The following is a 25,157-nucleotide window of genomic DNA, read 5'->3' as shown; positions in this document are numbered from 1 at the left end:
ATTTCTGCCCGCCGCACCTGCTCGCGGAAGCCTATGACCGTGCGGGCCGCGCCCTGCCGCTGCCGCGCCGGGCGTGCGCGCCGCTGTGGAGCCGTGCGGTCGCCTACGAGACCTTCGACCTGCTGCAAGGCGCGGTGAACGACCCCAGCGGGCACGTCCACTTCCTGCGCGCGCCCCTGACCCGGCGCCTGCTGGGGACCGCCGTGGCGCTGGGGGCCAAGTCCGGCACCACCGACGACGTGCGCGACACCTGGTGCGCCGGGGTCACGCCGCAGTACGCGCTGGGCGTCTGGATCGGGGACCCGCAGGGCGTGCAGAGCGTCCCCGCCGACCTCTACCGCGATCAGGCGGCCTGCCGTGAACTCGGGCTGCTGCGCGAGCTGCCGCATACGGTCACGGCCCTGGAGGTCCCGGCGGGAATCACGCGGGTGGGCGGTGTGGCCGTGCCCGCCCCCGGCGCCGATGTCCGGAACCCCGTGCTTCCCTCTCCAGACCGCTGAGTCGCCCCTTTCACCCGGTTGCCCTGTTTCCCCCTTCAAGGAGTCCCGATGTCCGTGTCCGCCCTCGTCCTGCACCTGCTTCCGCTGCTCGCGCCCGTGCCGCTGAGCGCGTCCACCCTGCTGGGGTTGAGTACCCCGCCGCTGCACGTGGTCATCGCCGCCGACATGACGGGCAGCAGCAAGAATCCCGCCTATGGCTACGCCAGCCAGGCCCGGCTGCTCGCGCAGAGCATCTTGCTCAATCAGGTCCGTTCGGGCGACACCGTCACGCTGCTGCGCGTGTGCAGCGGCGTTCAGACCGTGGCCGACTTCCGTTTTCAGTCCAAGAATGGGGCGCGGCTGGGCAAGGCCGACATCCTGCGCTATACCGCCGCGCTGACCCAGCCCTGCACCGGGAAGGGCAGCGCCATCACGGCGGCGCTCGCCCAGGCGAAAACGGCGATGGCGCGCACGGCGGGGGTCCGGGACGTGGCCGTGCTGTTCACCGACGGCGCGGTTCTGGACGACCCCGGACGCGCCGCGCTGGGCCGCACCGTCCAGGGCCTGCTGAATGCCGGGGACACGCGCACCCTCTTCATCGCGGGCCTCAGCCCTGAGAAGGGGGCAGGCGGCGACTCCATTCGCGACTCCTTCGTGAAGGCCCTGGGGAAGGGCGGGGCCGACCCGCGCGTGCTGCTGGCCGGGGCCTACGATCTGAGCAACGTCTACCCGACCTTTGCGGACGCCGTGAACAGGGCGAGGAAGTGACGAGGTGACCCGCATGGACCCGTTCACGCCAGCTCCGGACGCGCAGCCAGAGCCGGATGCCTCCCTCTCCCCCACCCCCGACACCAGCGAGTACGAGGCGGCGCTGCCCCATCCTGGCCCCCTCACCGCCGAGCAGTTCATGCCGGTGCTGCCGCCCGACGACTTCGCCGCCTTTCTGGAGGAGCTGACGCGCGAGCTGCCGCTGGTGCAGGACGACGCGGCACGCGCGGCGCTGAACACGCGGGCGCGGGTGCTGCGCCTGAACCTGGAACAGTACCGGGTGAACCACGGGGTGGCCCGCGCCACGCTGACGCGCGTGCTGGCGGAGACGGGCGCGGGGGTGCGCGAGACGTGGGCACGCCAGGACGCGCACCTGCGCTTCATGAACGCCGCGAGCGGGGGCGTGGAGCGCGACTACACCCGCGCCACCGGGCAGATCGAGGAGGCCCGCCGGGAGCGCTTTGGCGTGCTGACCCTGCACGGCGCACGCCCCGACACCCAGAGCGCCGAGAGTTTCTATCAGCAGCAGGCGCTGTCGGACCTGGCGCGGGAGGGCCACCCCCTACGCCCGCCTGAGGAACAGACCGGGAGCAAGCGGGTCTTTAACGCCTTCGCGGTGTTCAGCAAGTTCTTCGTGGGCGTCATCAGCGGCGTGAGCATCAACCTGCTGTTCAACCCCGAAAGCCGCCTGTACCTGACTGTCATCGCGCTGACCGCCGGGGTGATGTTCAGCGTGCTGCTGCTGTGGCTGGTGGACGAACTGGCCTACCGCGCCCGGCTCGCGCAGAGCACGCCCGGCATGGGCCGCCCCGCCGCCTACCTCACCGGCATCGTGGGCGTCAGCCTGCTGTACCTGGGCGTCGAGGGCTTCCTGAACTGGGACGGCATCCTGCGTGTCACGCAGGAAATTGCCGCCAACGCCGCGCAGCAGGGCCAGCTCACCGACCTGAGCGCGGCGGGCGACCTGGGAGCGGCCCCGCCGCACTGGTCCCTGCTGGCCTTCACGCTCGCGCTGGTGGGGATGGCGGCGGCGGCGGCGCTGCTCCAGGGCCGCGAGCGCGCACGCGGGGTGCTGGAACGCGAACGCCTCGCCGCGCGCGTCGCCCAGCTCAAGCAGACCCGCGAGTACGCCGATGCCGCCCGCGCCGCCGATGCCGTCGCGTACCTGGAAGCCGCCCGCGACCGCCTCGCCCCCCCGCGCGACGTGACCAGCCCCGACCACGCCCGCCTCAACGAGCGCGTTCTGAACCACTGGGAACAGGAACGCGACACCCAGGTGCAGACCCTCAGCGCGGGAATCGTCCGGGACGCGCGGCAACTGCAAGATGCCCTGGAGGAGTTCGCCGGGCAGGTGCAGGCGGCCCAGCACCCGCAGCGGCGCGGGGGTCTGCTGCGCTTCCTGTAGAGCATAAGCCGTCAGGATGCGGGGTTTTTCCGCAGGCGTTGGCCGAGGGGAGGGGGCTGGCGTCCTCAAGGGGAGAGCAGGCTTGCTCAAGCGAGTCCGTTCTGGAGGAGTGGCGTGCTCATGCGCGTCCGTTCACGACGATGCCCAAGACAGCGCGTGAAGTTGGCAGGAGCCTGGGGCAGCTGTGGAGGCACTTGGGGCGCTTTCCCCCGGGGGCCGTCATTCTGCCCCATGCTCTGAGCGGTCGTTGGCCGGGGCAACTGCTGTTCCGGCCCTGTCCAGTTTCTGGAGCGGTTCGACGGCTTTCAGGGTCGTGAGGCCCAGGCGGTCGGCCACGATCCGGGGATCGCCGGTGAGGCGCAGGAGCCGCAGCCCGGCGCTGTTTCTCAGCGCGCGCCAGGCCCGGTAGGGCACGTTGGCTGCCCGGCACAGCGCGTAGATCACGGCGCGCAGTTCGTGGTCGGTGGTGGGGTCGAAGGCCTTGCCGGTCGCGCCGAAAAGGTCGGTGTGGCCGCGCTCCTGGCCGTAGGCGCGCAGTGCCCGGTGCAGTTCTTCACTGGCCTCTACTTCGCGCGCCCCTACCCGGAGCCGGCCCCCCTGGGTGTCGAGGTCCTCCCAGCGGAGCCGGACGGTTTCCGGGCCGGTCAGTCCCGCGTGGGCACCCACCAGAACGAGGGCGCGGCCCTGGGCGTCGGCATGTGCCAGCAGCCGGGCCAGTTCCTCTTCCGAGTAGAGGTCGCGGTGTTCCTCGGGTTTGTTGCTGGGGAGCCGCAGCCCGAGAAAGGGATTGGGACCCGCGTGCAGGCCCGGGGCGTGCAGCACGTCATACAGCGTCCTGACCCGCGTGAGGTGGTTGTGGATGGTGGCGGGGGCGTGGGCGTGCCGGGCGATCAGGAAGGTGAGATAGGCTTCGGCGTCTTCCGCCTGCGCGTTCAGGATGCTGCGCCGCTCGGCAGTCGCCCACCGCAGATAGGCCCGCAGGCTGCTCAGGTAGTTCTTGCGTGTGGCGTTGCCCGGCAGGCCGGGGAGGTCCTCGGCCAGCAGATCAAGGAACGCTTCGAGGTCCCCCTGCCCGAGGGCACGGCGGGCCTGCACCGCGAGAAGAGTCAGATCGCGCATACTTGAATATATACAATCAACTGCCTCCCCTCCCCCGGCATGAAAGCAAAGCCAGTCCTCATCGAGCTTAGGCCCTGGCGAAAGCACACGGAACTGCCGCACAAGTAAAGGTGGAGAGGAGTGCCTTAGCCTCATTTGCGTAGCGCTGGTCTGGCTCAGCGTCCACGCCGGTAGTGCATGGCGACAGCGCCGCAGCGGAGCGGTTTCGCCGAGACCAATTCAAGCCGCCGCGTGCTGGGCAGTCCACTCTGGTACAGGGTCGGGCCGTGTCCAGCGATCCTGGGGTGGACGAGGAACTTGTACTCGTCGATCAGGTCCAGTCGGTCCAGCTCGGTCGCGAGCTTGCCGCTCCCGAGAAGCACTCCGGCCGGCGTCGTGTCCTTGAGGTTCTGGATGCCCGTGCGCAGGTCGCCAGCGATGTGGTGGCTGTTGGTCCACGCGAAATCCTTGCGCGTGGACGACACCACGTACTTTGGCTTGGTCTCGAGCTTGACCGCCCACTCGCGCATCGCCTGCGGCGCTTCCTCGTCGCCGCGGGCGACCGCTGGCCAGTAACTCTCCATCATCTCGTAGGTGACGCGGCCCCACAGCATCGCCCCACTCTCGTCCAGGATGCGGGTGAAGAAGGCGTGTGTCTCGTCGTCGACGATTCCCTCCTGGTGGTCGATGCAACCGTCCAGAGTGACGTTGATGCTGAAGGTCAGGAGTCCCATGCGGCGAGTTTGACAGCTGCCACAAGGATTCGCGTTAAAGGCAGCTCTTGACGGAGTGGGATTCGTCAATCCTGCCGTAGCCCTAGGCGGTTGCAAAAGCATGGGGGAAGGGGGGGCTGGAGGAGGAGGCAGAGGAGACAGAGTTTGTAGGTAAATCGTGACTTTGTATATATTCCCGTGCTCCAGTCCAGCACCCGCAGCCTTCGCTACGGACGGCCCAGCACGAGGTACTCAGCCTCGGCGCGGGGCTGACCATCGACCAGCAGGGTCAGGGTGTGGCGGCCAGGGGCGGCGTGCGCCGCGAACTGCGCCGTGTATTCGCGCGGGCCAGCCGTGGATGGGTCAGCCCCCTGAGGAGCCGTGGGCTGAAGGGGCGTGAGCTGGCCGGTCTCGTCGCGGACCTCCAGGCGGGTGCCGGGGGCATAGAGGACCGTCCGCAGAGTCATCACCTGGCTGGGCAGGGCGTTGTAGGGAGCGACTTGCAAGGAGGCGGCGGGCAGAGCCGGATCAATCAGCAACAGGGCGCGCTCGCTGCCGCTCTGGGTTCCGCGCTGGGCGACCAGTTGGACCTCGGTGGTCTGCTGGCCAGGCGGGATGAGGACGGTCGCGATCCATAGTTTGCCGTCCTGGCTGGTCAGGTTCGCCGGGTCGCCCAGACCCTCCAGGCGCACGGTGTCGGCGGCAGGCTCGACCGTGACGCGCACGGGCAGCGCCGCACCGGGAGGCAAAGGCTCCTGCGGCAGGGTCACGTCCAAGTGGAGGTCACTGACCTTCAGCTCGGTGAAGGTGGCCGCGCTGGTCAGCTTCAGGTCCTGGGTGGGCAGGGGGTGGGCGGCGTCCAGCATGAACTGGACGGCTTCCGGCACGCGGTACAGCGCGGGGTCGGCCTGCACGCTGAGGCTGTACGTGCCGAAGTCCAGCCCGCCGATGCGGTAGTACCCGCCCATGTCGGTCAGCGCGCTGGCGGTGCCCTCCGGTCCCGTCACCTGCACCGGGGTGGCTGCGACGGGTCGCCCGGCGTCGTCGGTGAGCTGGCCCTGCACGCTGCCCACCTCGCGCACGGGCACCTTCACGGTCACGGTCTGGCGCAGCGGCACCGTCACTGCGGGCAGGTTGGGAATCAGGTACTGCGCCAGCACCTCGCCGCCCAGCTCCACGTTGTAGGCTCCCGGCGCGAGCAGCACGCTGCCCTCGCCCACCGTATTCGTGGATACGTCCTGGCCCCCGACCAGAAAGCGGGTGGCGGCTCCCGGCTCGCCCGCGTCCTGCACGCCATTCTTGTTGCGGTCCAGAAAGGCCAGCAGCCGCAGCGTGCCCGCATTGCGCCCACCGAACAGGTTCACGATGCCGCCCGGCGTCTTGAAGGCCCCCGACGGGGTAAAGGTGCCCCGCAGCGCGACGCGGGTGCGGTCCGCCGTGCGCTCGGCCTGAGCCGTGAGCTGAAGCGTGGGCAGCACCTGACCGGTGACGCGCGCCCCGTAGGTGAAGGCCGGGGCCTGGCTGCCGGTCGTGCCGTAGCCCGCCAGCACGGACGCGGCCCAGCGCCCCTGGCTGTAGCCCACGCTGGCGTAGAGGTTCTGCTGCCGCTGGGCTGGCCCTGAACCGGTCGGCACTGAACCCGTCTGTACTGGCCCCGTCTGTCCCGCTCCCGGCTGGACGAGGATGTAATCGGCGGTGGCGTTCAGCCCGCGCAGCGGTTGGTAGGCCGCGCTGAGGGTCAGGCGCGTCTTTTCGAGACTGCCCTGGAGGCCCCCCGCCACGCTGAAGGCCCCACGGGTGTAGCCCGCCCCCGCGCCGTACAGCAGGCCGTCGCGGTAGCCCAGCGTACCCTTGACCAGCACCAGCCCGGCCCCCGCCGGAATGACGCCGGTGGCCTGCACGCTGCCGCCTGCCCGGCCGCCCTGGTAGTCCAGCTGGCCGTCCAGAAAGATGTCGGCGGTCCCCCAGCGCCATTCCTTGAGAGCCGAGAGCTGCGCGGCGAAAAGGTCGCTGCCGTAGCTGGCCTGCAAGGTCACGCCGAAGGTGCTGTCGGGGCGGTAGGTGGCGGCGGTGCTCAGGGCGTAGCGCCACACGCCACCGGTGCTGCTCACGCTCAGGCCGCCGCTGACGCCGAAGGGCGCGAGCTGGCGGGAAGTCACGCGGACATCGAGCTGCTGCGAGCGGTTCAGGCTGTCGTAGCGGTAGGTCTGCTGGGCCAGGAGCACGCGGTTCTCGTAGTCGAGGCGCTCGCGCAGCCCCAGGCCCCAGCGCCCGCCGGACGTCAGGGCCTCCACCTCCACGCTGGGCGTGAAAGCCCCCAGCCGCCGGGTCCAGCCCACCCCCAGCGCACTGCCCCCCGCCACGCCGAAGGTGTGCGAGGCCGTCAGGGAAATGCCGGACGTGTGCCGCAGACGCCCCGCGACGCTGAAGGCCCCGCCCCCCTCGGCGCGCGCGTCGCGGTAGAGGCCCGCGCTGTAGGTGTAGGCCCCGCGCTCGTAGTCGGCCTCCAGACCCACCCGCCGGAAAGCGTCACTGCTGCGGCCCGTCACGGTCAGGTTGCCCCAGTTGACCTGGGCCACCCCGCTGTCCACGAGCTGGCCGTCTTCCTGGCGGGCCACCGTATAGCTCAGCAGGCCGCGCGCGTAGTCGCTGAGGTCGCCCGCCAGCGAGGCGCTGAAGGCCCCGCCCCAGGCCCAGGCGGACGCAGTCTGGTCGAGCGGGGCAGGCGTGGCAGTGCCCGGGGTATCGCTGCCGCCAGGCAGGCCGGGCAGGGTGGGGACCTGACCGGTGCCGGTCTCCCGGAACTTCAGGCCGGTATTCCAGGCGACCTGGGGGGCCAGCGAGACACTCCAGGCCAGTTGCGGCCCGCTGAAGTTCGCCACGCTGCTGCCGATGCTCAGCACCAGCAGGCTGTCACGCTCCAGGTGGGGGTCCACGCTGCTGACCCCGATCAGCCGGAGGGTATCGGCGTTGCCCTGGCTCTGCTGAACATAGCTGACCTGCACCTCGGCCCGCTCGCCCGGCGCGAGGGTCAGCAGGGCAGGCGTGACGGTCGCGCTGCCCTCCACCCGCAGGCGCAGGGTGTCGCGGACATTGCCGGTGTTGGTGACAGAGGCGGTATAGCGGCGCTGCTCGCCGGGCCGCAGCCGGTCGGAGGGCGGCAGCACCAGCACGAAGTCGGGATGCGCCGCCACGTTCACCGTGAGGGGCAGCGTGAGGGGGGACGTGCCCTGCGGCCCCCGCAGCGTGAAGCTCAGGTCCTGCGGCCCGGCCACCGCATCGTCGGGCACGTTCAGGGCCACCACCACGGTCCCGTTCTCGGCGGTCGCCTCCTGCGTCAGCAGTGCCCAGCCCGCGGGCAGGGTCGCGCTGACCGCATAGCTCGCAGGACCGGGCGGCACCCGCAGGGGCAGGACCAGGAACTCACCCGGTTCGGCGGCGCGGGGTGCTGCCGCACCCGCCTGAGCCTGCGCCGCGCCCCAGCAAACGCCCGGCGTTTGGACGACAGCGGCCGGAAGGCCCGCCGCCAGCAGGGCTGTCAGCAGCAGGGTCCGGGCAGCGGGGGCGGACATGGGGCTGGGCAGCGGGGGAACACGCACCTCACCGCGCCCCCTGAGACTGTGGCGCGGGGGTCTGGGGCTGGAGGGTTTGCGGCTCGACCATCCAGCTCAGCACCAGCGCCCGCTCTCCGGCGGGTTCGTCACCCTCCAGCCGCAGCCGCAGGGTGATGTCGTAGGTGGCCTGGCCGCTCGCGGGCAGCAGGGCCACCACCTGCACCGCCCCGGTGCGCTGCCAGGGACCGCCATTCACGCTGTATTCCACCCGGTCGGTCGGAAGCGCCGGGCCGCGCAGGGGCGGCACCGACTGTGCGCGCAGCACCAGCGCGGCGCTTTTCAGCACCGTGGACACCGTGAGGCGCAGCGGCCCGCCATTCCCATGCACGGCGTAGTAGGCGGGATTGGTCTTCGAGAACGCACCCAGCGGCGGGTAAGCCGGGCCGCTGGGGTCGCCGGGCCGGAAGGCCACGTTCAGGCTGAGGCGCTGCCCATCCAGCAGCAGGGCCGTCTGTGGCGTGGCCGAGCTGAGGGTCGTGCTGACGGGCGGCGAGAGTTGCGCAGCGGCGTGCGGCAGCAGGAGCAGGGCGGCCAGGGGCCAGCAGCAACGGCCCATGTTCACTTCACCACCAGTCGGGTCTGCCCGGTAAAGACCTTCCCCTTGGCGTATTGCAGCGCCAGCAGCACCTGATACTGCCCCGCCTTGAGGTCGGCGGGGGCCTGCCCGCTGAAGGCGCGGGTGTAGCCGGGCAGCGCCACCCCTTCCTCGATAGGGAGCGTCGCCACAATCTTGCCAGCGGCATCGATAACCTGGGCACGCCCGGCGGCCCGGAGCAGCGCGTTGCCGGTGTTCTTGATGCTGGCGCTCACGTTGAGCTGCCCCCCCGCGTACTCGGCCCCGATGCCGCTCAGGGCGGCGTCCAGCGTGGGCGTGCCGACCTGCACGTAGATAATCTGCCCGACGTCGATGTTGTACTGGACCGTCACACCGTTTTGCGCCGCCTGGGGAGCGGCAGGTGCAGCGGCCCCGGCGGTATCGCTTTTGAAGAAGAGGACGCCCCAGTACAGGCCCGGAGGTGTTCCGGCGGGGACCTGGAGGGTATAGCGCACCTGCTGGTTCTGCCCCGCCCCCAGCGTGAACTCGGCGGGCGTGAACTGGAACCACTTCGCCAGGCTGCTCTTGGTGCTGCCCGCATTCAGGAACTGCACCGCGCCCTGGGTCGGAAACACGAAGTCGCGCAGGTAGGCGCTGACCTTCATGGCGCTGTCGCTGCGGTTGCCGGGGTTGCTCACGGTGACGGCGTGGTTCACGCTGCCGCCGGGCTGCACATTCAGCTCCACGCGCGAGACGTCCACACTCACGCCCGTCGCGGCCAGGGCCGGGGACGCGAGCAGGCCGGACATCAGCAGGGTGGACGCCAGCAGAAAACGGGCCGCGCGGCGGCCAGGACGGAAGGGGGCGTGCAGCATGGGTTGTCCTCCAGAAAACCGAATGAAGCGGTGGGCCGGGGCGTGCGGACAGAAACGGACACTCTGTTGTTGTGGGGGCTGCTCTGAAAAGGGTACGGCAAAGAAAAGATGGGAACGCGGCACGCCCCGCGACACGTTCCCGGGATTTACGCGACTGAGGCCGCCTGCGGGGAAGGCGGGAAAGGTGGGGGTGGGCCGGGCCGGAGACAGCCCGGCCCACCCCCGTCGGCTCAGAACTTCCCGGTGAGCTGGAAGACCACGTCGGCGGTCTTGGTCCCGGAGGTCTCGTTGCCGTCGAACACCAGGGCTTCGAGGATGTAGTCGTCCAGCCAGCCGCCGGTCGTCATGCCCATGCCCGTGACGTTGGTGTTGTTGAAGGTGAGGCTCTTGCTGGTCTTGTCGCTCGCGTTGTACAGCGTTTCGACCTTCTTGTAGCCGGTGTTCGCCACACGGTCACCCAGAATCAGGGTCGGGAAGCCCGCGGTCACGTTCTTGGCCGAGATGTTGACTTCCCAGCCCTTGGCCCCGTTGGCGAACTTCTCCACGACCTTGCGGTTGAAGCAGACGATCGGTCCCTTCCAGGACACCTGGTTGCTGGTGCCGGAGGCGTACTCGATGCCGGGGTAGCGGGGGGCCGCCTTCATGTTGTCGTTGTAGCTGCTGGCCCAGGTGAAGTTGCCCACGCTGGAGTAGGCGTTCTTGCTGTCCTTCGTGCCGTCCCCCATCCAGCTGGTGCCGGAGTGGTTCATGAAGCCAGCGATGTTGTCCGTGTAATCGCGGCCCGTGGTGATGTCGTGCCCACCGGCGCGGTAGCAGTTGGCCGCCACAAACGCCTGGTCGCCCAGGTTCAGGCTCCAGCTCTTCTCGTGCAGGTGCATCGCCACGATGGAGGGAATGGATACCGAGATGTTCTCGGTCAGGCTGCTGCTGCCGCCACCGGTCACGATGTTGACCGAGTCGCCGGTGGTGGGAGTGGGGGGTGCGCAGTCGGGGAAGGGGAAAAACCCACAGAGGGTCAGAGACTGCGTGTCAGGCGCCCCCTGCACGCCCTGAGCGCCTGCCGTGCCAACTCCTGCCAGAACCATCGCACCGAGAATCCAAGCGTATTTCATGGTCTTTCCCTCCAGGGATGAATGGGGCGTCGGGCCGGGCACCGGAGCCAGCGCCCCGTTGCTGACCAGAGAGTAGTGAGGAGGGCGTTAAGCCCAGGCTAAAAGGGTGCAAGTCCTGTTAAAAGCAGATGAGTTCAGTTCTGGCCGCTTGCCTTTCGAGACTGAAAAATCAGCTCTCAGAGCGCAAATGAACATGCTGAGGAACATAAGAGCCGTCTTAGAGCACGGCCCTACAGATGAGGCGCGGCTGAAGGACTCCGCTTGCCTTTCTGGAAGGGGCAGAGACAAAAGCGCCGGCTGGAACAGCTTTCTGTAGGAATACATGGCAGCGGCTCACGAAACCACAGGGCCTTTTTGAACCGCGTGAGCTGAATGAACGCTGCGTGTCAGGAGCGCGCAAAGGCTGAGACGGCTGTAACGTTTTCATGCAACGTTTAACGTCGGCACCCGGAAAAGCCGTTGTGGACACATTTACCCCCAACAGGTGGGGATCGTTTTCGCCTCATCACATCTTCAGATTTGCTATTCTTCACAGAAGCGCAGAAGTCGAAGAACCTTCATCACCTCTGAAAAAGCTCCCGCGTGCAGGCGGGAGTGTAGGAGAAGCTATGCTCACGCTGCATCTGCTGGGACACGTTCATGTGAGCCGTGAGGGGGAAGTGCTGCCCGTGTCCAGCAAGGCCGCCGCACTGCTGGGGTATCTGGCACTGGAAGGCCGGGCACATCACCGCGAACATCTCGCCGGGCTGCTGTGGGACACGTCGGACGCCCTGCGGAACCTGCGGGTCGAACTGACGCGGCTCAAGGGGCAGGGCGTCTCCCCTTTTCCGGCGCGGCGGCCCATGCTGAGCCTGAACTGCGCCACGGACCTGGAAAGCTGGCTGCGGAAGCCCGACCCCCGCCACGAACGCGAGCTGAACGACTGGCTCTCGCGGCTGCGGGGACCGGCGCTGAGCGGGCTGGAAGACCTGGGGTCCTCGGCCTTTCGCGGCTGGGTGGACCAGCAGCGGAGCGTGATCCACGACCAGATCGAGGAGCGGCTGGGCACGGCCCACGCCCGCTTTCAGGCGCGGGGACAGGCGCAGGCGGCAGCCCTGGTGCGCGCCCGCGCCGATCTGCTGGGCCTGCAACTGCCTCCCGATACCGGGGTGACGGGGAGAGCGGCTGACCCGCCGGCCCACGCCGCCGCCTCACCTTCCGAGCTGCACTTCGAGTGGCCCGAGCAGCTCGCGGCGCTGCGGCAGGTGCTGGACCGGGCGCAGCAGGCCCCGCAACTGGTGCTGTTCCGGGGCCACAGCGGCACCCGGCGCCGCTTTCTGGCGGACGCGGTGCAGGGCACGCCCTGGCAGGCCGTGCAGGTGCAGGCGTCGTCACAGCGGCAACTGCTTCAGGCGGCCCTGGCACAACAGCTGGCGCGGCTGCTGCCCCCCGAGCTGCGCGCCGAGGCGCAGGCCCTGCCCGCCGATCCCGACGTGGCCCTGATCCGGCTGGCCGGGCTGCTGGGTCAGGCCGAGGTGCCGCTTTTAATCGCCGTGCATGACGCGCGCCGGGTTCCGGCGTGGCTGATGCAGGTGCTGAAGTTCGTGCTGGACCTGCCGTCCCCGCTGGTGCTGGTGCTGACCACCACCTCGGCCCAGTACCTCGCGGACCTGCGGCGGGCGCTGGGCACGGTGGGCGGCCCGCACCAGCACACCCTGACGCTGCCCGCCCTGAGTGTGCGCGGCGTGATGCGGGCCATGGCCGCGTCCGGAGCGCCGGAGGCCAGCGACACGCGCCACGCCCGCGCGGCCCAGCTGGTGCAGCGTTCGGAGGGCTGGCCCCTCCACGTGCGCGCGCTGCTGCGGGAGGGGAGCGACCTGACGCGGGGTGACCTGCGGCTGCCCGACGTGGTCCGGGAAGAGTTGCTGGCGGGGCTGGGCGACCTGCCCGGGGGGGTGCGGGAGGCGCTGGCGCGGCTGGCGCAGATGCACGACCACTTCGGCCCGGACCTCGCCGAAGCGCTGCTGGGCGGCGCGGCCCCGGACGTGCTGCGGGCGGGCACCGGGGCCGGGGTGCTGCTGCCCGCCGGACGCCGCGAGGCCCTGAGCCTGCCGGACCTGCGGTACCGCAGCAACGACGCCGAACCGCACCTCGCCTTTGCCAGCGAGGCCCTGCGCAGCGCCCTGGCCAGCACCCTGCCCGCTGCCGAACGCCACGCCCTGCGCTGCACGCTCGCGGCGCTGCTGCTGGAGGCCCAGCCCGCCCTGAGCCACCTGTACGCCGAACGGGCCGGGCTGACCGACCTGGCGGCGGCGGCGCGCGCGGCCTGGCCGGTCCTGCCGGAAGCCGGGTGCCGCAGCGCGCCCCTCACGCCCATCGAGCTGGTCGAGGGGCCAGCGGTGCAGCCCGGCGCGGCGCCCCGGGGTGCGGGCCGCCGGGAAAGCCACACGCCCAACGGCTACCGGGTGGCGCTGGAAGACGGCGGACTGGAGGTGCTGCGCCGGGGCCGCCTGGGGCCGCCGCCGCCGCTCACCCTGGCCCTGCCCGGATCATCCGGCGGTCCCTGGGCGCTGACGGCCCGGCTGGACGTGGCGGGGCGTTCCCCGCTGCCGGGCCTCTGCCCGCCCCCCTTCGCACTGGGCCTGCGCTTTGGGACGGGGCCGCGCCTGGTCTACGCCGCCGAACCTCTCCCGGACCACGAGGCGGACGGCACGCCGCACACCTTCGGCGGCGTGTTGCCGCTGGGCCGCTGGTTTCGGCTGACGGGGCAGGCGGCGGGCGGACTGCCCGAACTCAGCGTGCGCGCGGTGGACGTGGCCCTGACGGTGGGCGCGTTCGAGTGGGGCGGCCGCTCCCTGCTGGCCCACGACCGCGACACCCTGGAGGTTCAGGGCAAGGCGTGAGGGGCCGCCGCACGAAGCCATACAAACAAGCGCGCCGGATCACGTGATCCGGCGCGCACCGCTCCTGGCGGCTTCAGCCCACGTCGGTGATGATCGGGGAGCGGAACTTCTCGTCGGGCGTGAACTGCCAGCGGAAGCGGCTGAGAAGCGCCACGCCGAAGCTCACCAGCGCGACCAACCCCATCCGCCCGAGAAACACCCCGTACTGGCCCTCGTAAGAGCCGAACATGGCGGAGCGCAGCGCGTTGACGGCGTCGGTCGCGGGGATAACCGCGTGGATGCTCCGGAAGAAGCCCGAGGACAGCTCGACCGGGAAGGACCCCCCCGACGCGGCCAGCTGCACGACCAGCAGCACCAGGGCCAGCAGGCGGCCCGCCGCGCCCAGCAGCAGGTTGAGGGCCAGAATCAGCATCATGAAGGTCAGGCTGGCGAGCGTGGCGGTCAGGACCACCCGCCCGGGATGCAGGTAGGTCACGCCGAGCAGGTGCAGCCCGTACACCACGATCAAGGCCTGCGCCACCACATAGAAGGCGGGAACGGTGTATTTGCGCAGCACCCGCGCGAGCTGGCCGGTCCGGCGGCCACTCTCGGGCAGCAGCAGATAGGGGAAGATGAAGGTGGTCAGGGTCCCCCCCACCCACAGCGCCAGCGTGATGAAGTACGGGGCGAAGGCCGCGCCGTTGTTCGGCACCTCGGCAGTGTGCTGCTCGGTGACCTGCACGCTGGCCGACAGGCCCTCGGGGTCGCCGCCGAGCTGTTCGGTGGTCGCGGGCACCTGCCGGTTGAGTTTGTCGAGGCCGCTGCGGAGCTGCGCCGCGCCGGTGTGGAGGTCGGCCGCGCCGGTCGTCAACGCCTGCGCGCCGGTCCGGAGCTGCCCCACCCCCGCCGCGAGGTCGCCGCTCTTCTGCGCCAGGGTCTGTGCGCCGCCCCGTAGACGGTCGAGGTCCGCCTGGGCCGGGAGTTTGCCCGTGATGGTGCCCAGCGCCTCCTTGAGCTGCACGTTGCCCTGCACGACCTTCTGCACGCCCTGCTGAAGGTCCCCGGCTCCTGTGGCCAGTTGCTGCGCGCCCGCTGCCGCCTCGCCGGTCTTCTGGGCCAGGGTCGCGGCTCCGGCCTGAAGCTGCGCCGCGCCCTTCTGAAGCTGCGTGGTGCCGCTGGCAAGCTGCCCGGCCCCGGCAGCGGCCTTCTGTGCCCCCGTCGCTGCCTCACCCGTTTTCCGGGCCAGGGTGGCCGCGCCGGTCTGGAGCTTCTGCGCGCCAGTCGCCAGCTGTCCGGCCCCGGCGGCCAGCTGGGCCGCGCCCTTCACGGCGGCCGTGCTGCCCGCCGCCGCCTCACCGAGCTTCCCGGCCAGCTGGGCCGCGCCGGTCTGGAGTTGGGCGGTCCCGGCGGCGAGCTGTCCGGCGCCGGTCGCCAGCTGCCCCGCCCCGGTGACGGCGGCCTGCGCGCCTTTCTGGGCCTGGCGCGCACTCTGCGCGAGGGTGCTGGCGCCGCTCTGAAGCTGCGCCGCGCCGCCCACCAGCCGGCCCGTCCCGGCGGCGAGCTGCTGCGCGCCCTGGCTGGCCGCCGCGCTGCCCGCCTCAAGCGGCGCGAGGCCCGCCGCGAGGTTCCGGGTGCCGGTCTGAAGCTGGTCTGCGCCGGTCGCCAACTCCTGGGTGCCCTGTTTTAGCGGGGCGGGCAACAGGGGATTGCTCTGGACGCTGCCGGCGAGTTGCGCCGCGCCCTGGGCCAGCTTCTGCGCCCCGGCATTCACCGCGTTCGCGCCCTCCCCGGCCTGTGTCAGACCTTTCTGGAGGTCGGGCAGATTCTTGGCGAGGGTCTGCGCGCCCGTGTTCACCTGCGCCGCGCCCTTGTTCAGCCCGGCGGCCCCGGCCCCCAGCTGGTCCGCGCCGTCCGCGAGCTGCCCGAGGCCGCTGCCCAGTTGAGGCAACTGACCGCCGAGCTGTCCGGCCCCGGTCTTCAGTTTCTGGGCGCCCGCGTTCGCATCGGCGGCTCCGGTCGCCAGCTTCTGCGCCCCCGCCTGAAGCTGCCCGAGGCCCTGCTGGAGCGCCGGCAGCTGCGCGGCGAGCTGTCCCGCGCCCCCCTTGAGCTGCGTTCCCCCGGTGGCCAGGTCGGCGGCCCCGCTGCCCAGCTGCCCCGCCCCGGCCTGAAGCTGTTTCAGGCCGCTGGCGAGCTGGGGAAGCTGCCCGGCGAGCTGCCCGGTCCCGGCATTGACCTGCACCGCGCCCCTGGCGAGATTGGCGGCCCCGCTGCCCAGTTGCCCGGCCCCGGTCTGCAACTGTTTCAGACCGCCCGAGAGCTGCGTGCTGCCCCGCGCGAGTTGCGCCGCCCCGTTCGCCAGCGGCTGAAGCTGGGCCTGGCCGGGGGCCGCCGCCTCCAGTTTCTTCAGGCCGCCCGAGAGCTGCGTGACCCCGCCCGTCAGGCGGCCCACGCCCGCTGAAAGGTCACGCGCCCCCTGGGTCAGCTGCCCACTGCCGCTGGCGGCTTTCCCGGCCCCGGTCGCCAGTTCGGCGGCTCCGGCCTGAAGCTTCCCGCTGCCCTCTTCCAGTTTGCCGGCCCCGTCCGCCAGCTGGCGCGTGGCGTCCTTGATGTCGCGGAAGCCCTTCTGCACATCGGCGAGGGACCGTTGCACGACCTCCCAGCGGTTGCTGCCCAGCTTCTCGTTGAGCTTTTCGGTGATGCTGCCCGCCACGCTGCTGCCGACTCGGCTGGCGAAGTAGCTGGTGCCCTGCGCGCTGTAGAGGTGCAGCTGGCCGTGTTCGCTGCTGCTGCCCGCCACGGCCTTGCGGCTGAAGTCGCGGGGAATGGTCAGGGCGAAGTAGGCGTCCCCGCGCCGCACCGCCGCCTGCGCCGCCTGCTCGCTGGGATAGGCGATCAGCTTGACGGGCGGGTCGTCCCGGAGTTCCTGGGCGAGGTCCCGGCCCAGGTTGTAGGTCTTGCCCCGCGAGGTGGTGCCCACGTCGGCATTGACGAAGGCGACCGGCAGCTTGTCGAGGTTGCCGTAGGGGTCCCACACGCTGGCGAGGTAGATGCTGACGTACAGCACCGGAATAAAGAGGATGGCGAGGGCCGCCGCCCACATCAGGGGCGCGCGCCAGATCCGGCGTTCGCTGGGCGTGAGGGCGCGGTAGTCCGCGAGAACGCCCCGGCGGGGCAGCGGCGGGGTGGATTCGGGGGGGGTGGGGACAGGTTGGTCGGTCACGGGGAGTCCTTTACGAGCAGGTGGAATGGGGCACCAGGGTGAGCCAACTCATCATGACACCCTGTCAGCTCTGCACAGGATGCGCCAGCTGTGACAGAGTGTCAAGTGACAGAGTGTAGATTCAGGAGTAGACTGGCCGTATGACCGTTCTGGACCACCGCAAGCGCCTGCCTTCCGCCGACCGGCGGCAGCAGATTCTGGACGTGAGCGCCCGGCTTTTCGTGGAGCGGGGCTACGAGGCCGTGACCATGGGCGAGATCGCCCGGGCGCTCGGTGTCTCGCGGCCCACCATCTACAGCTACTTCACGTCCACCGAGGCGGTGCTCGACGTCCTGCTTCAGGAGCGCCTTCACGATCTGCTGGGCCGCCTGGAACCGCTGCTGAGCGGGGCCAGGATGCGGCCCGCCCCCGGGGCCGAGCCACCCTCGCTGATTGCTGCCGTCTTCCGCTTCCTGCTGGGCGAATGCGACACGCTGGCGCTGCTGCACAGCGGCGGCGGTCCCACCTTCCAGGCCAGGCGCTCGGCCTTCCTGAACGACCTCGGGGCACGCCTCCAGCTTAATCCGGCCTTGCAGATCCGCAGGAATCCGGCCCTGCTGCTGATCGTCACGACCCTGCTCGACAGCCTGGCCTTCCGTGCGGCCACCGACCCGGGCGTGGACACGGAGCAGCTCGTGCGGAGCCTGGACGCCTTCGTGCGCGGCGGCGTCGGCCCGTGGCTGGATGACCCGTGCCTGGATGGCCCGCCGCTGGAGGAGTAAGGGGGCAGCGGGGCATGCTTTATCCCGGCCCTGGCCCGCGCTCCCCGGCCCGCCGGGACCAGGCGACGTGGTGTTCGGCCCAGCGCACCGCACTCCGAATGACCTCGTACTGCGCGGCGTGCCCCAGGCGGAAGGTCGGACCCGTGACCGTCTCGTCCGGAAACTCCGTGATCAGGCACAGCGGACAGGGCAGGCCGGCTTTCTCCTCCCAGACCACCGGGGTTCCCCGCAGCAGCTGATAGGGCCGCGCGGAGGTATGCCCCTCGTACACCCTGAGCTGGCGGCGGTTCAGGGCCATCAGGGCCGCATTCCGCGCCAGGCCCTCCGCCACCCGGCGCGCCAGTTCCCGCGCCTGCCGCCCCCAGGCCGGGTCATGCCGGAGGATAAGCACGAACCCCTTGGGCAGGGTCCACGCCCCGAAGCCTTCGGGAACGTAGCCCGAGCAGGGCCGGGTCCACTCGTGCGCCGGGTAGCCGTGCAGGTTGAGATGCAGGACCGGAGCGAGCTGGCGCAGCAGGTTCCGCCTGACCCCGCTCTCGTAAAAAGGGGGCCGGGGCTGGAACTCCAGATCGTCGCCCAGGGCCGTGTAGCGGGCCGCGTGATGCATGTGTCCGGGGTTCACGGTCTGAAGCTTACCGAACAGCGCGTAGCCATCCGGATTTTCCAGGGGAATGAAGCCCAGTGGCAGCGGGCTGGTCAGGGCCTGAAGGGCACGCAGCGCCGCGACGACCCCGGTCGCCTCGTTGCCGTGCTGGCCCGCCGTCACCAGCACGCCCGGCCCCTGTCCGGGACGCCGGAACCCGGTCACGGGCCTGCCCTGCACACTCCGGGCGTGCAGCCGGGGCAGGGCCAGACCTTCCAGGCAGGCCTGAAGCTCGGCGCTCCCCAGGGGCCGGTCCAGGTCCTCGAGCGACGGGGGTTCGAGCGCCGGGGGAAGGTGTCCGGGGAGCGCGGCGGCCTGCGCCTGGGGCAACAGCTCTACGCTCAGGCGCGGCGGGGCCGTGCGGCATGCCCGAACGACCGGAACGATCTGGCCCACCTGCACCTCGCGGTTGCCGGGGCTTTTTCCCGCCCGCTGCTGGAAAAACGCCAGCGTGCCGAAATACAGGTCCTCGCTCAGGCCCTCGGTCATGCTGCTCTGTTCCAGACCGTAGGGCAGCGGGTCGTCGGGTTCGGACAGCTCGGCGGTGATCCGCAGCGTGCCGAAGAAGGGAGGCTGTGGGGGCCAGGGCATCTGCCGCAGCCACGCCAGATAGCGGTCCCAGCAGTGTTCGGCATCCGTGAGGAAGGCGTGGGACTGCACGACGTCCCCCACGGTCAGGTCGAGGCGGCCCGTGGGCCGCAGGTGAACCCGGCCTTCGGCCCCCAGTGCCGGGCGGCCGGGCACCTCAACGATGTCGGTCCGGCCATCCACCTCCAGGGCGTAGTGCCGGCCCGCGTGGCCCTGATGGGTGAAGGGCACCCCCAACTCGGCCAGCCAGCCCGCCAGCGGATAGGCCTCCAGCAAGAACCGTTCGGGGTGTTCCCCCGCAACCACCGGGTACCGCAGATGAACGCCCCGGGGCGGCCCCTGTCGCCAGCCGGGCAAAAAGCGTTCCACCACCTCGTGGACCAGCGGTTTATAGGCCGAGCGGACGCGCACCTCACAGCCGGGATACTGCCGCGCCAGGTCGGCACTGAGGGCCGCACGCGCCGCCGCACTCTCGGAAACCCACAGCTCAAGCCGGTCCGGCGCGGCGGGCGCCTCCGCGAGAATGCGCCGCACCGCCTCCAGTTCCGGGAGCCAGCTCCACTCGCTTGCCGCTCCGGGCGCCATGACTCCGGAAGCTACTTCTTGCTGATCGTGCTGAACGGCTCACTGTTGGCCGGATTGGGCACCCAGCCGCTGAGGGCCGTGCGCGCTGCACACAGGGGGCGGGAGTGGACGACCGGAATGCGGACCGAGGCCGCGTTGGTCAGCTCGTGAACCTGGGCGTACAGCGCCGTCTGCTGCCCCTTGGATTTGGCGGCGGAGGCCCTGACCAGCAGGTCCTGCAAGGGCTGGTTGTCGAAGCCCGAATCCCGGGTGCCCCCGGGGCCATAGAACGCGTCGTAGAAATTGGCCGGGGTTCCGTACTGCCCCGTCCAGCCGATCATGTACATGTCGAAGCCGGGCGCCTTGTTGCGGTCGTCGAGGTATTTGGCCCAGTCCTCGGTCTTGAGGTTCACCTTGATGCCCACCGCGCCCAGGTCGGCGGCCATCGCTTCGGCAATCGGTTTGGGCGTGGGGAAATAGGGGCGCGAGACGGGCATGTACCACAGGTCCAGCGTGAAGCCCTGGGGATAGCCGGCCTCCGCAAGCAGCTTCTTGGCAGCGGCGGCATTCATGTCCGTGAAGCCCACCTTCTTGCTGTTGGCCCACGCGAGGGGCGGCGGCACGAAGCTGTCGTCGTGGATGCCCAGGTCACCCCAGAAGGTATCCACGATGGCCTTGCGGTTCAGGGCCAGCCGGATGGCCTGGCGCACCTTGACGTTTTTGAGCTGCTCCTGCCGGGTGTTCAGGCTCAGGAAGCCGACATTGAAACTGGGGCGCAGCACTGCCGTGAGGTTCTTGTCCGAGCGGATGCTCTTCAGGCTGTCGGGGTTGAGATCACAGGCGAAGTCCAGCGTGCCCGCCCTGAGTTCGTTGAGGCGCGAACTGGGGTCCTTGATGGACCGGATCAGCAGCGTCTCCGTTTTGGCCTTGCCCCCCCAGTAGGCAGGATTGGCGGCCAGCATGACCTGCGCGCCCGTCACCCAGGACCGGAACACGTAAGGCCCCGTTCCGACCGCGCCCGCCGCCGGGGTGCCGTAGTTGGCCCCGGCCTTTTTGACGGCCGCCGGACTGGCGATGCCGAAGAAGTTGGCCCCGATCATGTCCGGAAAGTTGGCCAGCGGCCGGCTCAGCAGGAACGTGACCTGAAAGTCGCTGTCCTTGCGCAGACTCTTGAGCAGGCTCTGGGGGCCTTTAGGCTCGCCGAAGACCAGTTTCCAGCTTTCCCAGGCCTTTTGCGACCGGTAGGTGTTGGGGGCCTCGGGGTCCCACCAGCGGTTCACGTTGAAGATCACCGCGTCGGCGTTGAAGGGGGTGCCGTCGTGAAATTTCACGTTGCGGCGCAGATTGAAGGTCCAGCTGGTGCGGTCGGCATTGGCGGTCCAGCTTGTCGCCAGGCCCGGGGCCAGCGTCGTCGTTCCCGGACGGACCCGGGTCAGCGTGTCGTAGATCTGGTTCTGGACGATGGCGGAGTTGGTGTCGTTGATGTTGCCACTTTCCAGCGTCACCGGGTCGCCACCTGCGCCATACACGAGGGTGGCGGCCCCAGCCGTCGTACTCAGGGCCAGCAGGGCCAGCGTCAGAACAGCGGTACTCGCGTGATTCACGGAAAACCTCCAGGGATGGGCGCACACCGGGGCGGATCAGCGCTGCGGCAAGCTGAGAAGAATTTGAGAAAAATGACCCTTTCACTCTAAGTCATCTGTCCGGTGTTTCCCCCGGAGTTCGGGCCTTCGGTCCCGCCTTGTCTAGAGCATGAGCAGAATGACGGCCGCTAGGCCAGAGAACCCAGGTGCCTGCCTGCTGCCACTGCGCTCCGTTCAGCCAACGCCTGCGGACTGCCGCCGCCTTCTTATGCGCTAGAAGCCCGGGAAGGGGCAAGCCGGGGAGAACAGCCAGCCTTCAGGATGAACCGGGCGGCGTTGCGGTCTCATCTTCCGTCTCCAGGATCACCGTGGTCTCCCCTGGCCGGGTCGGCACCAGGTCCCAGGTGGCGCGGCCCGGGCGGCGGATCAGCAGCTGCGGCACCTCGGCGTGGGGTGCGGAGGTGCTGAAGACGCCGGCCTCGTCGCTGAGGCTCAGGCCGGGGTGGTCGGGCAGCCGCACCTCGGCGCCGGCCACGGGTGCGCCGGACGCATCGCGCAGGCGCCAGGCGGTGCGCCGGACCGTCTGCATCACCTCGCCGGTCCCCAGGTCGCGGAAGCGCACGTTCTGTTCCAGGACCAGTGTGTGCATGAACTCGATGTTCAGGTCCAGCGGCACCGTCAGGACGTAGTGCAGGCCGGGGCGCGGGGTGGTGCCCAGCGTGCTCCAGATATCGCTGGGGCGGGGCGCGGCTTCCGGATGGCAGACCAGACCCTGGAGCGGGGTCCGCAGGGCGCGCGCCTCGGGCGGGAGCAGCGCCTCGGGCCAGTCGCTGTTGCGCATCAGGGTGGTCAGCACCCGCCACAGAATCAGCCATTCCTGGTCGTCGAGTTCGGCCAGCTGCGCCTTGAAGTAGGCGTTCACGACGTACTTCAGGTCGATCCGGCGGGGCCGGAGGTGCTGCACCTCGCGCGTGTCGGTGCGGCGCGCCTCGAACTCGTTGGCGCGCAGCCGGACATTCTCGCTGATGTCGTAGAGGTAGAAGTTGACCGTGGGGCGGCTGACGGCAGCCACCCAGTCGCGGGTCGGAATCGCGAAGGTGATGTCGATGTCCTCTGCCGGAATCTTGCCGTCGTGGTGCAGCATGGACCGCAGAGCTTCGTGGACGGCACCGATCACGTTCAGCCGATCAGGACCGTGAACTGGGTGGCGCTCAGGACCGCGCCGCAGCCCAGCGTGTCGCCCTGGCGAACGGCCGGACAGCCCTCGATGAACACGGTGGCGGACCCGGTGGCGATCACCTGCGGCCCGTGGGCGACCAGCGGGGGCGGCTCGCTGTGCGGGTCCCCGAGGCGGGCGGCGGGCAGGCCGACAAGGGTCACGGTGGAGGCGCCGGCACTGACGACGCCGCTGTGGGCACCGGGGTCACCGACGCGAATGCCAGGCTCAGCCATGACACCCATGCTGACGCAGCCGGGCAAGCGGCGCAAGGGGCCGGCCCTTCACCCGCTGCTCCGTTCCGGGGTACTGGCGGCCCAGCGGTCGAGCGCGCCTTCCTGCGGGGTCTTGAGAAAGGCGCTCAGGTCGTCGCTGCTGACGTTCAGCGGCCAGCTCAGGTCGCGCGCCTCGGCCCAGGCCTTGTTGACGGTCTGGGTGACCGCCTGCACGGCGCGCACCCGCGCCTCCCGGATCTGGCGCTCATACTGGCCGCTGGCGGCGGCCTGCCGGGTGCGTGCCTGCTGGGCCTCCTCGCCGGGGGCACGCGCCTCCTCCGCGCTACCGCGCAGTCCACCCGCCTTCGGCTTCACCGCGCCTGCACCCCGCGCTTCCCCGAGCTGTTCCGGGGCCGCCTCGGCGCGCAGATAGGTGGCCAGGCGCGTGCGGCCCCTGGGCGCGAACAGCAGCGTGCCCGGATTCAGCGCGTCGGGCGCGTACTCCCAGACGCGGGCCAGCTGCTTCCTGAGCCACTCGCTGCGCTTGTGCCAGTGGCCCTCGCGGCGCAGCCAGGTCTGAAAGTGGGCGCCGACACTCTGCGTGACCAGATGCAGGGCGCGCTCACCGGCGGGGGTGCCGAGCACCTGCCGCCCGCGTCCGGCTCCGTCAGGCTGGGCGGGGCGCTCCGCGGCAGGCCCACGCATTTCCTGCGGGTCGCCCGCAGCCTGAGGGTCCCGCGCGTCCGGGGCCGGGGGTGTCCCCAGCAGGCGCGTCAGCTCGCCGGGGTCGAGCAGCTGCGGCCCCTGCTCGGCGTGGAAGGTCCGCACCAGGTCCTGCCGCTCGCGCGCGATCTCGTCGAGGTCGTCGGGCTTCAGCTCGGCCTCGCGGCGAAAGCCCTCGTCGTTCACCACGCCCTCCTCGCGTCCGCCGGCGCTCAGGGCGCGGCTGTCCTCCTCGGCGGCCAGGGGCGCGGGATCGCCGCGCGGGGCGAACTCCAGCGCCTCATCGTTGACCAGCCGGCTCAGCACGTCCGCCTCCGGCATCAGGTGCGCGGCCCGCTCCTCGGCTCCGCCCAGCCCCTCCAGCGCCCGGCGCGTCACCGCCGCCGCGCGGTCGTCGGGCAGGGTGTGCTGGGCATTTGCGGCGGGTCGGTAGCGCAGGCGCAGGCTGGGCGTCGTGGTGCCGGGGGCCGTGGGGCGGTCCCTGCCCGGCCCACTGGCCTCCGGTGCCGGCGGCCAGTGGCCCCGCTGCTCGTCCTCCGCCTCCTGGCGGCGCGGCGCGTCTGCCTCCTGCTCACGGCGCATCACGTCGAATTCGCTCATCCCGGTCCTCCTCGAAGCTGTTCTGCTGGAAACGGCGGGGATCTACTTGCTCCCGCGTGCAGACCCTCCGGCCAGCACACCGGAAGGCCAGTGGCCGCCGGGGCAATCCCTCCGCTCCGTTGTCGTGAACGCACGCCCCGGGGGACGCCGCGCCTCAGCCCTGCCAGTCTGCCCGGGTTCGTCTCAAGGGTCACGCCGCACCTCGGCGCTGAGGCGGCGCTTGAGGAGCCCGTACACCTGCTGCGCCAGCCGGTCGAGATCGGGGGCGGTGCGGCCGGCGCGGTGCTGGTCGTTGCCCACCGGCAGCCCCTGTGTCCGGGCCGGGTCAGCCGCCGGGGCGGAGGCGGCCTGACCGGGACTGTCCACCGAGCGCGTCCGGCTGGCCGCGCGCACCGCCGGGGCACTCGCGCCTGGGGCCGGGGCCACGGGCGGGCTGGCCGGGGCGGGCGCGGCCGGAAAGCTGGCCTTCGGGGAGCCGGGGGCCGCTCCTGGGGCCGGAGTGTCCCAGTACGGCATCGGCTCCCAGGGCGCGGGCAGACCGCCCCAGCCACCGGTCGACGGCGCGGGTGAGGCGGACGGCCCCGGGGACCGCTGGTGCGCGGGCAGGGGAACAGCCCCCACCTCAGGACCCAGCCCCCCCGCAGGACGCTGGGCGAGGTGGCCACGGACGCGGCCCTCGACCCGCTCGGCCAGCGCTTCCTCGTCCAGCCGCGCTGCCTGGCCCCTTCCCTGCGGTCCCGCCCGCATGACGGCGGGCACGAAGCCGGGGTCGCGGGTCCGCAGCACGTGCGTGAGTTCGTGCGCCAGCAGCCCCAGGGCGCGCGGCGAAGCCAGGTCCTGCCCGGGACCCAGCAAAACGGCGTTTCCCACGGCCAAGGCGTCGGCGGCGGCGGCGGCTGTCGCTTCGCTGGCCTGGGCATTCTGGATCACGTGGACGCCCGTCACGTCCTGCCCCAGCAGAGGGGCCAGCCGGGCGCGTACCCCCAGGGGCAGCGGTGCCCGCGCGGCCGGGTCGGCCAGGGCGCGCGCCAGGGGCCGGGCGACGGGAGCGGGCACGTCCGCCGGGCCGGACAACCGGGGGCCGCTGCCGGAGCCTGTCCCGGGGGCCGAAGAGTCCCTGCTTTGTGTCGCCAGCGCACCGGGCTGGGCGGGCGGCGGCCCCGACGCGGCGGTGGGCAGGCTGGCCATACGCTGAGCGGGTCCTCCGTCCGGCGGGAAGGGCGGCGCGGCGACATGGTGAGGTGTGACGGGCGTCTCTCCTGCGACGTCCTGCGGGGCAGCTCCGCTTCCCGCCACGTTTGCCTGAACACGGCCCCGGGGTTCCGCATCCACCCGGCCCTGGGGGACGACCGGCACGCCCCCGTCGGGCAGGAGCGGATGACCGGCGACAGGCTGAGCCGGGCCTGACCGGAGAGATTCAGAACGCAGGGGACTCTTCACGGCGGCGGGAGCTGCGTTAGGTCCGCCCTCCCCCAGACGGGCCACCGGGGGAGTGGCCCCGGGCACGGTGTCCCGGGGCATGGCCGACGATGGGGCAGCCGAAGCCGCGACGACCCCGGCCTGCGCCGGTTCAGGGGCCAGCTC

The 25,157-nt window shown here is 70.8% G+C and carries 17 protein-coding genes and 1 pseudogene; 5 read left to right on the top strand and 13 right to left on the bottom strand.

The genetic code is table 11. The annotated features are described in order from the left end of the window. From DEIPH_RS03035 to DEIPH_RS03025, 3 genes and pseudogenes are all read left to right on the top strand, one after another. Positions 1-500 (top strand): annotated as a pseudogene (locus DEIPH_RS03035) (transglycosylase domain-containing protein); the annotation flags it as partial. Positions 501-548: 48 nt separating this feature from the next. Then, positions 549-1,247 carry a vWA domain-containing protein gene (locus DEIPH_RS03030; protein ID WP_034353634.1) on the top strand — a complete coding sequence of 233 codons (699 nt, stop codon included), beginning with the start codon at positions 549-551 and terminating at the stop codon, positions 1,245-1,247. Between the two features lie 13 nt (positions 1,248-1,260). Next, on the top strand, positions 1,261-2,652 hold the full coding sequence (locus tag DEIPH_RS03025) for a hypothetical protein (protein WP_051517107.1): 1,392 nt from the start codon (positions 1,261-1,263) through the stop codon (positions 2,650-2,652). Between the two features lie 219 nt (positions 2,653-2,871). On the opposite strand, the gene DEIPH_RS03020 is transcribed toward DEIPH_RS03025, so the two are convergent. From DEIPH_RS03020 to DEIPH_RS02995, 6 genes are all read right to left on the bottom strand, one after another. Further along, positions 2,872-3,771, bottom strand: coding sequence for a tyrosine-type recombinase/integrase (locus tag DEIPH_RS03020; protein WP_034353631.1), 900 nt, complete (start codon positions 3,769-3,771; stop codon positions 2,872-2,874). Positions 3,772-3,926: 155 nt separating this feature from the next. Then, a complete protein-coding gene (locus DEIPH_RS03015; RefSeq protein WP_034353627.1) occupies positions 3,927-4,484 on the bottom strand; it encodes a dihydrofolate reductase family protein in 558 nt (185 codons plus the stop codon). Positions 4,485-4,690: 206 nt separating this feature from the next. Then, positions 4,691-8,035 (bottom strand): carboxypeptidase regulatory-like domain-containing protein, encoded by a 3,345-nt coding sequence (locus tag DEIPH_RS03010; RefSeq protein ID WP_034353624.1) that lies wholly within the window; start codon positions 8,033-8,035, stop codon positions 4,691-4,693. A gap of 28 nt (positions 8,036-8,063) precedes the next feature. After that, on the bottom strand, positions 8,064-8,639 hold the full coding sequence (locus tag DEIPH_RS03005; protein WP_152544755.1) for a hypothetical protein: 576 nt from the start codon (positions 8,637-8,639) through the stop codon (positions 8,064-8,066). After that, positions 8,636-9,487 (bottom strand): fimbrial biogenesis chaperone, encoded by an 852-nt coding sequence (locus DEIPH_RS03000; protein WP_034353617.1) that lies wholly within the window; start codon positions 9,485-9,487, stop codon positions 8,636-8,638. Before DEIPH_RS03000 ends, DEIPH_RS03005 begins: the two co-directional genes overlap by 4 nt. 230 nt (positions 9,488-9,717) lie before the next feature. Further along, positions 9,718-10,599 (bottom strand): hypothetical protein, encoded by an 882-nt coding sequence (locus DEIPH_RS02995; protein ID WP_152544754.1) that lies wholly within the window; start codon positions 10,597-10,599, stop codon positions 9,718-9,720. Positions 10,600-11,207: 608 nt separating this feature from the next. Here DEIPH_RS02995 and DEIPH_RS02990 point away from each other — a divergent pair. Then, entirely contained in the window at positions 11,208-13,481 is a 2,274-nt protein-coding gene (locus DEIPH_RS02990; RefSeq protein ID WP_034353611.1) for a hypothetical protein, read from the top strand. Between the two features lie 73 nt (positions 13,482-13,554). Here the strand turns inward: DEIPH_RS02990 and DEIPH_RS02985 are convergent, their stop codons facing one another. Beyond that, complete coding sequence (locus DEIPH_RS02985) at positions 13,555-16,680, bottom strand: YhgE/Pip domain-containing protein (RefSeq protein ID WP_051517105.1); 3,126 nt, start codon at positions 16,678-16,680, stop codon at positions 13,555-13,557. 140 nt (positions 16,681-16,820) lie between these two features. Between DEIPH_RS02985 and DEIPH_RS02980 the strand changes: the two genes are divergently transcribed. After that, positions 16,821-17,441 (top strand): TetR/AcrR family transcriptional regulator, encoded by a 621-nt coding sequence (locus DEIPH_RS02980; RefSeq protein ID WP_051517104.1) that lies wholly within the window; start codon positions 16,821-16,823, stop codon positions 17,439-17,441. 19 nt (positions 17,442-17,460) lie between these two features. Here DEIPH_RS02980 and DEIPH_RS02975 read toward each other — a convergent pair whose 3' ends face one another. The 6 genes from DEIPH_RS02975 to DEIPH_RS02950 form a co-directional block, all read right to left on the bottom strand. Then, positions 17,461-19,257, bottom strand: a complete 1,797-nt coding sequence (locus DEIPH_RS02975) for a M14 family metallopeptidase (RefSeq protein WP_051517103.1) — start codon at positions 19,255-19,257, stop codon at positions 17,461-17,463. Positions 19,258-19,268: 11 nt separating this feature from the next. Then, positions 19,269-20,840 (bottom strand): ABC transporter substrate-binding protein, encoded by a 1,572-nt coding sequence (locus DEIPH_RS02970; protein ID WP_034353608.1) that lies wholly within the window; start codon positions 20,838-20,840, stop codon positions 19,269-19,271. 295 nt (positions 20,841-21,135) lie between these two features. Next, on the bottom strand, positions 21,136-21,996 hold the full coding sequence (locus DEIPH_RS02965) for a Pvc16 family protein (protein WP_051517102.1): 861 nt from the start codon (positions 21,994-21,996) through the stop codon (positions 21,136-21,138). A 2-nt stretch (positions 21,997-21,998) separates the two neighbouring features. After that, positions 21,999-22,271, bottom strand: a complete 273-nt coding sequence (locus DEIPH_RS02960) for a PAAR domain-containing protein (RefSeq protein ID WP_034353605.1) — start codon at positions 22,269-22,271, stop codon at positions 21,999-22,001. Between the two features lie 48 nt (positions 22,272-22,319). Continuing rightward, complete coding sequence (locus DEIPH_RS02955) at positions 22,320-23,573, bottom strand: hypothetical protein (RefSeq protein WP_034353602.1); 1,254 nt, start codon at positions 23,571-23,573, stop codon at positions 22,320-22,322. Positions 23,574-23,756: 183 nt separating this feature from the next. After that, entirely contained in the window at positions 23,757-24,761 is a 1,005-nt protein-coding gene (locus DEIPH_RS02950) for an eCIS core domain-containing protein (RefSeq protein WP_152544752.1), read from the bottom strand. Between the last annotated feature and the right edge of the window lie 396 nt (positions 24,762-25,157).

It is taken from the genome of Deinococcus phoenicis, assembly GCF_000599865.1.
GTDB classification, from domain to species: Bacteria; Deinococcota; Deinococci; order Deinococcales; family Deinococcaceae; genus Deinococcus; species Deinococcus phoenicis.
The sequence above is the reverse complement of the archived record's forward strand: the minus strand, read 5'-3'. Positions and strand labels throughout refer to the sequence as shown.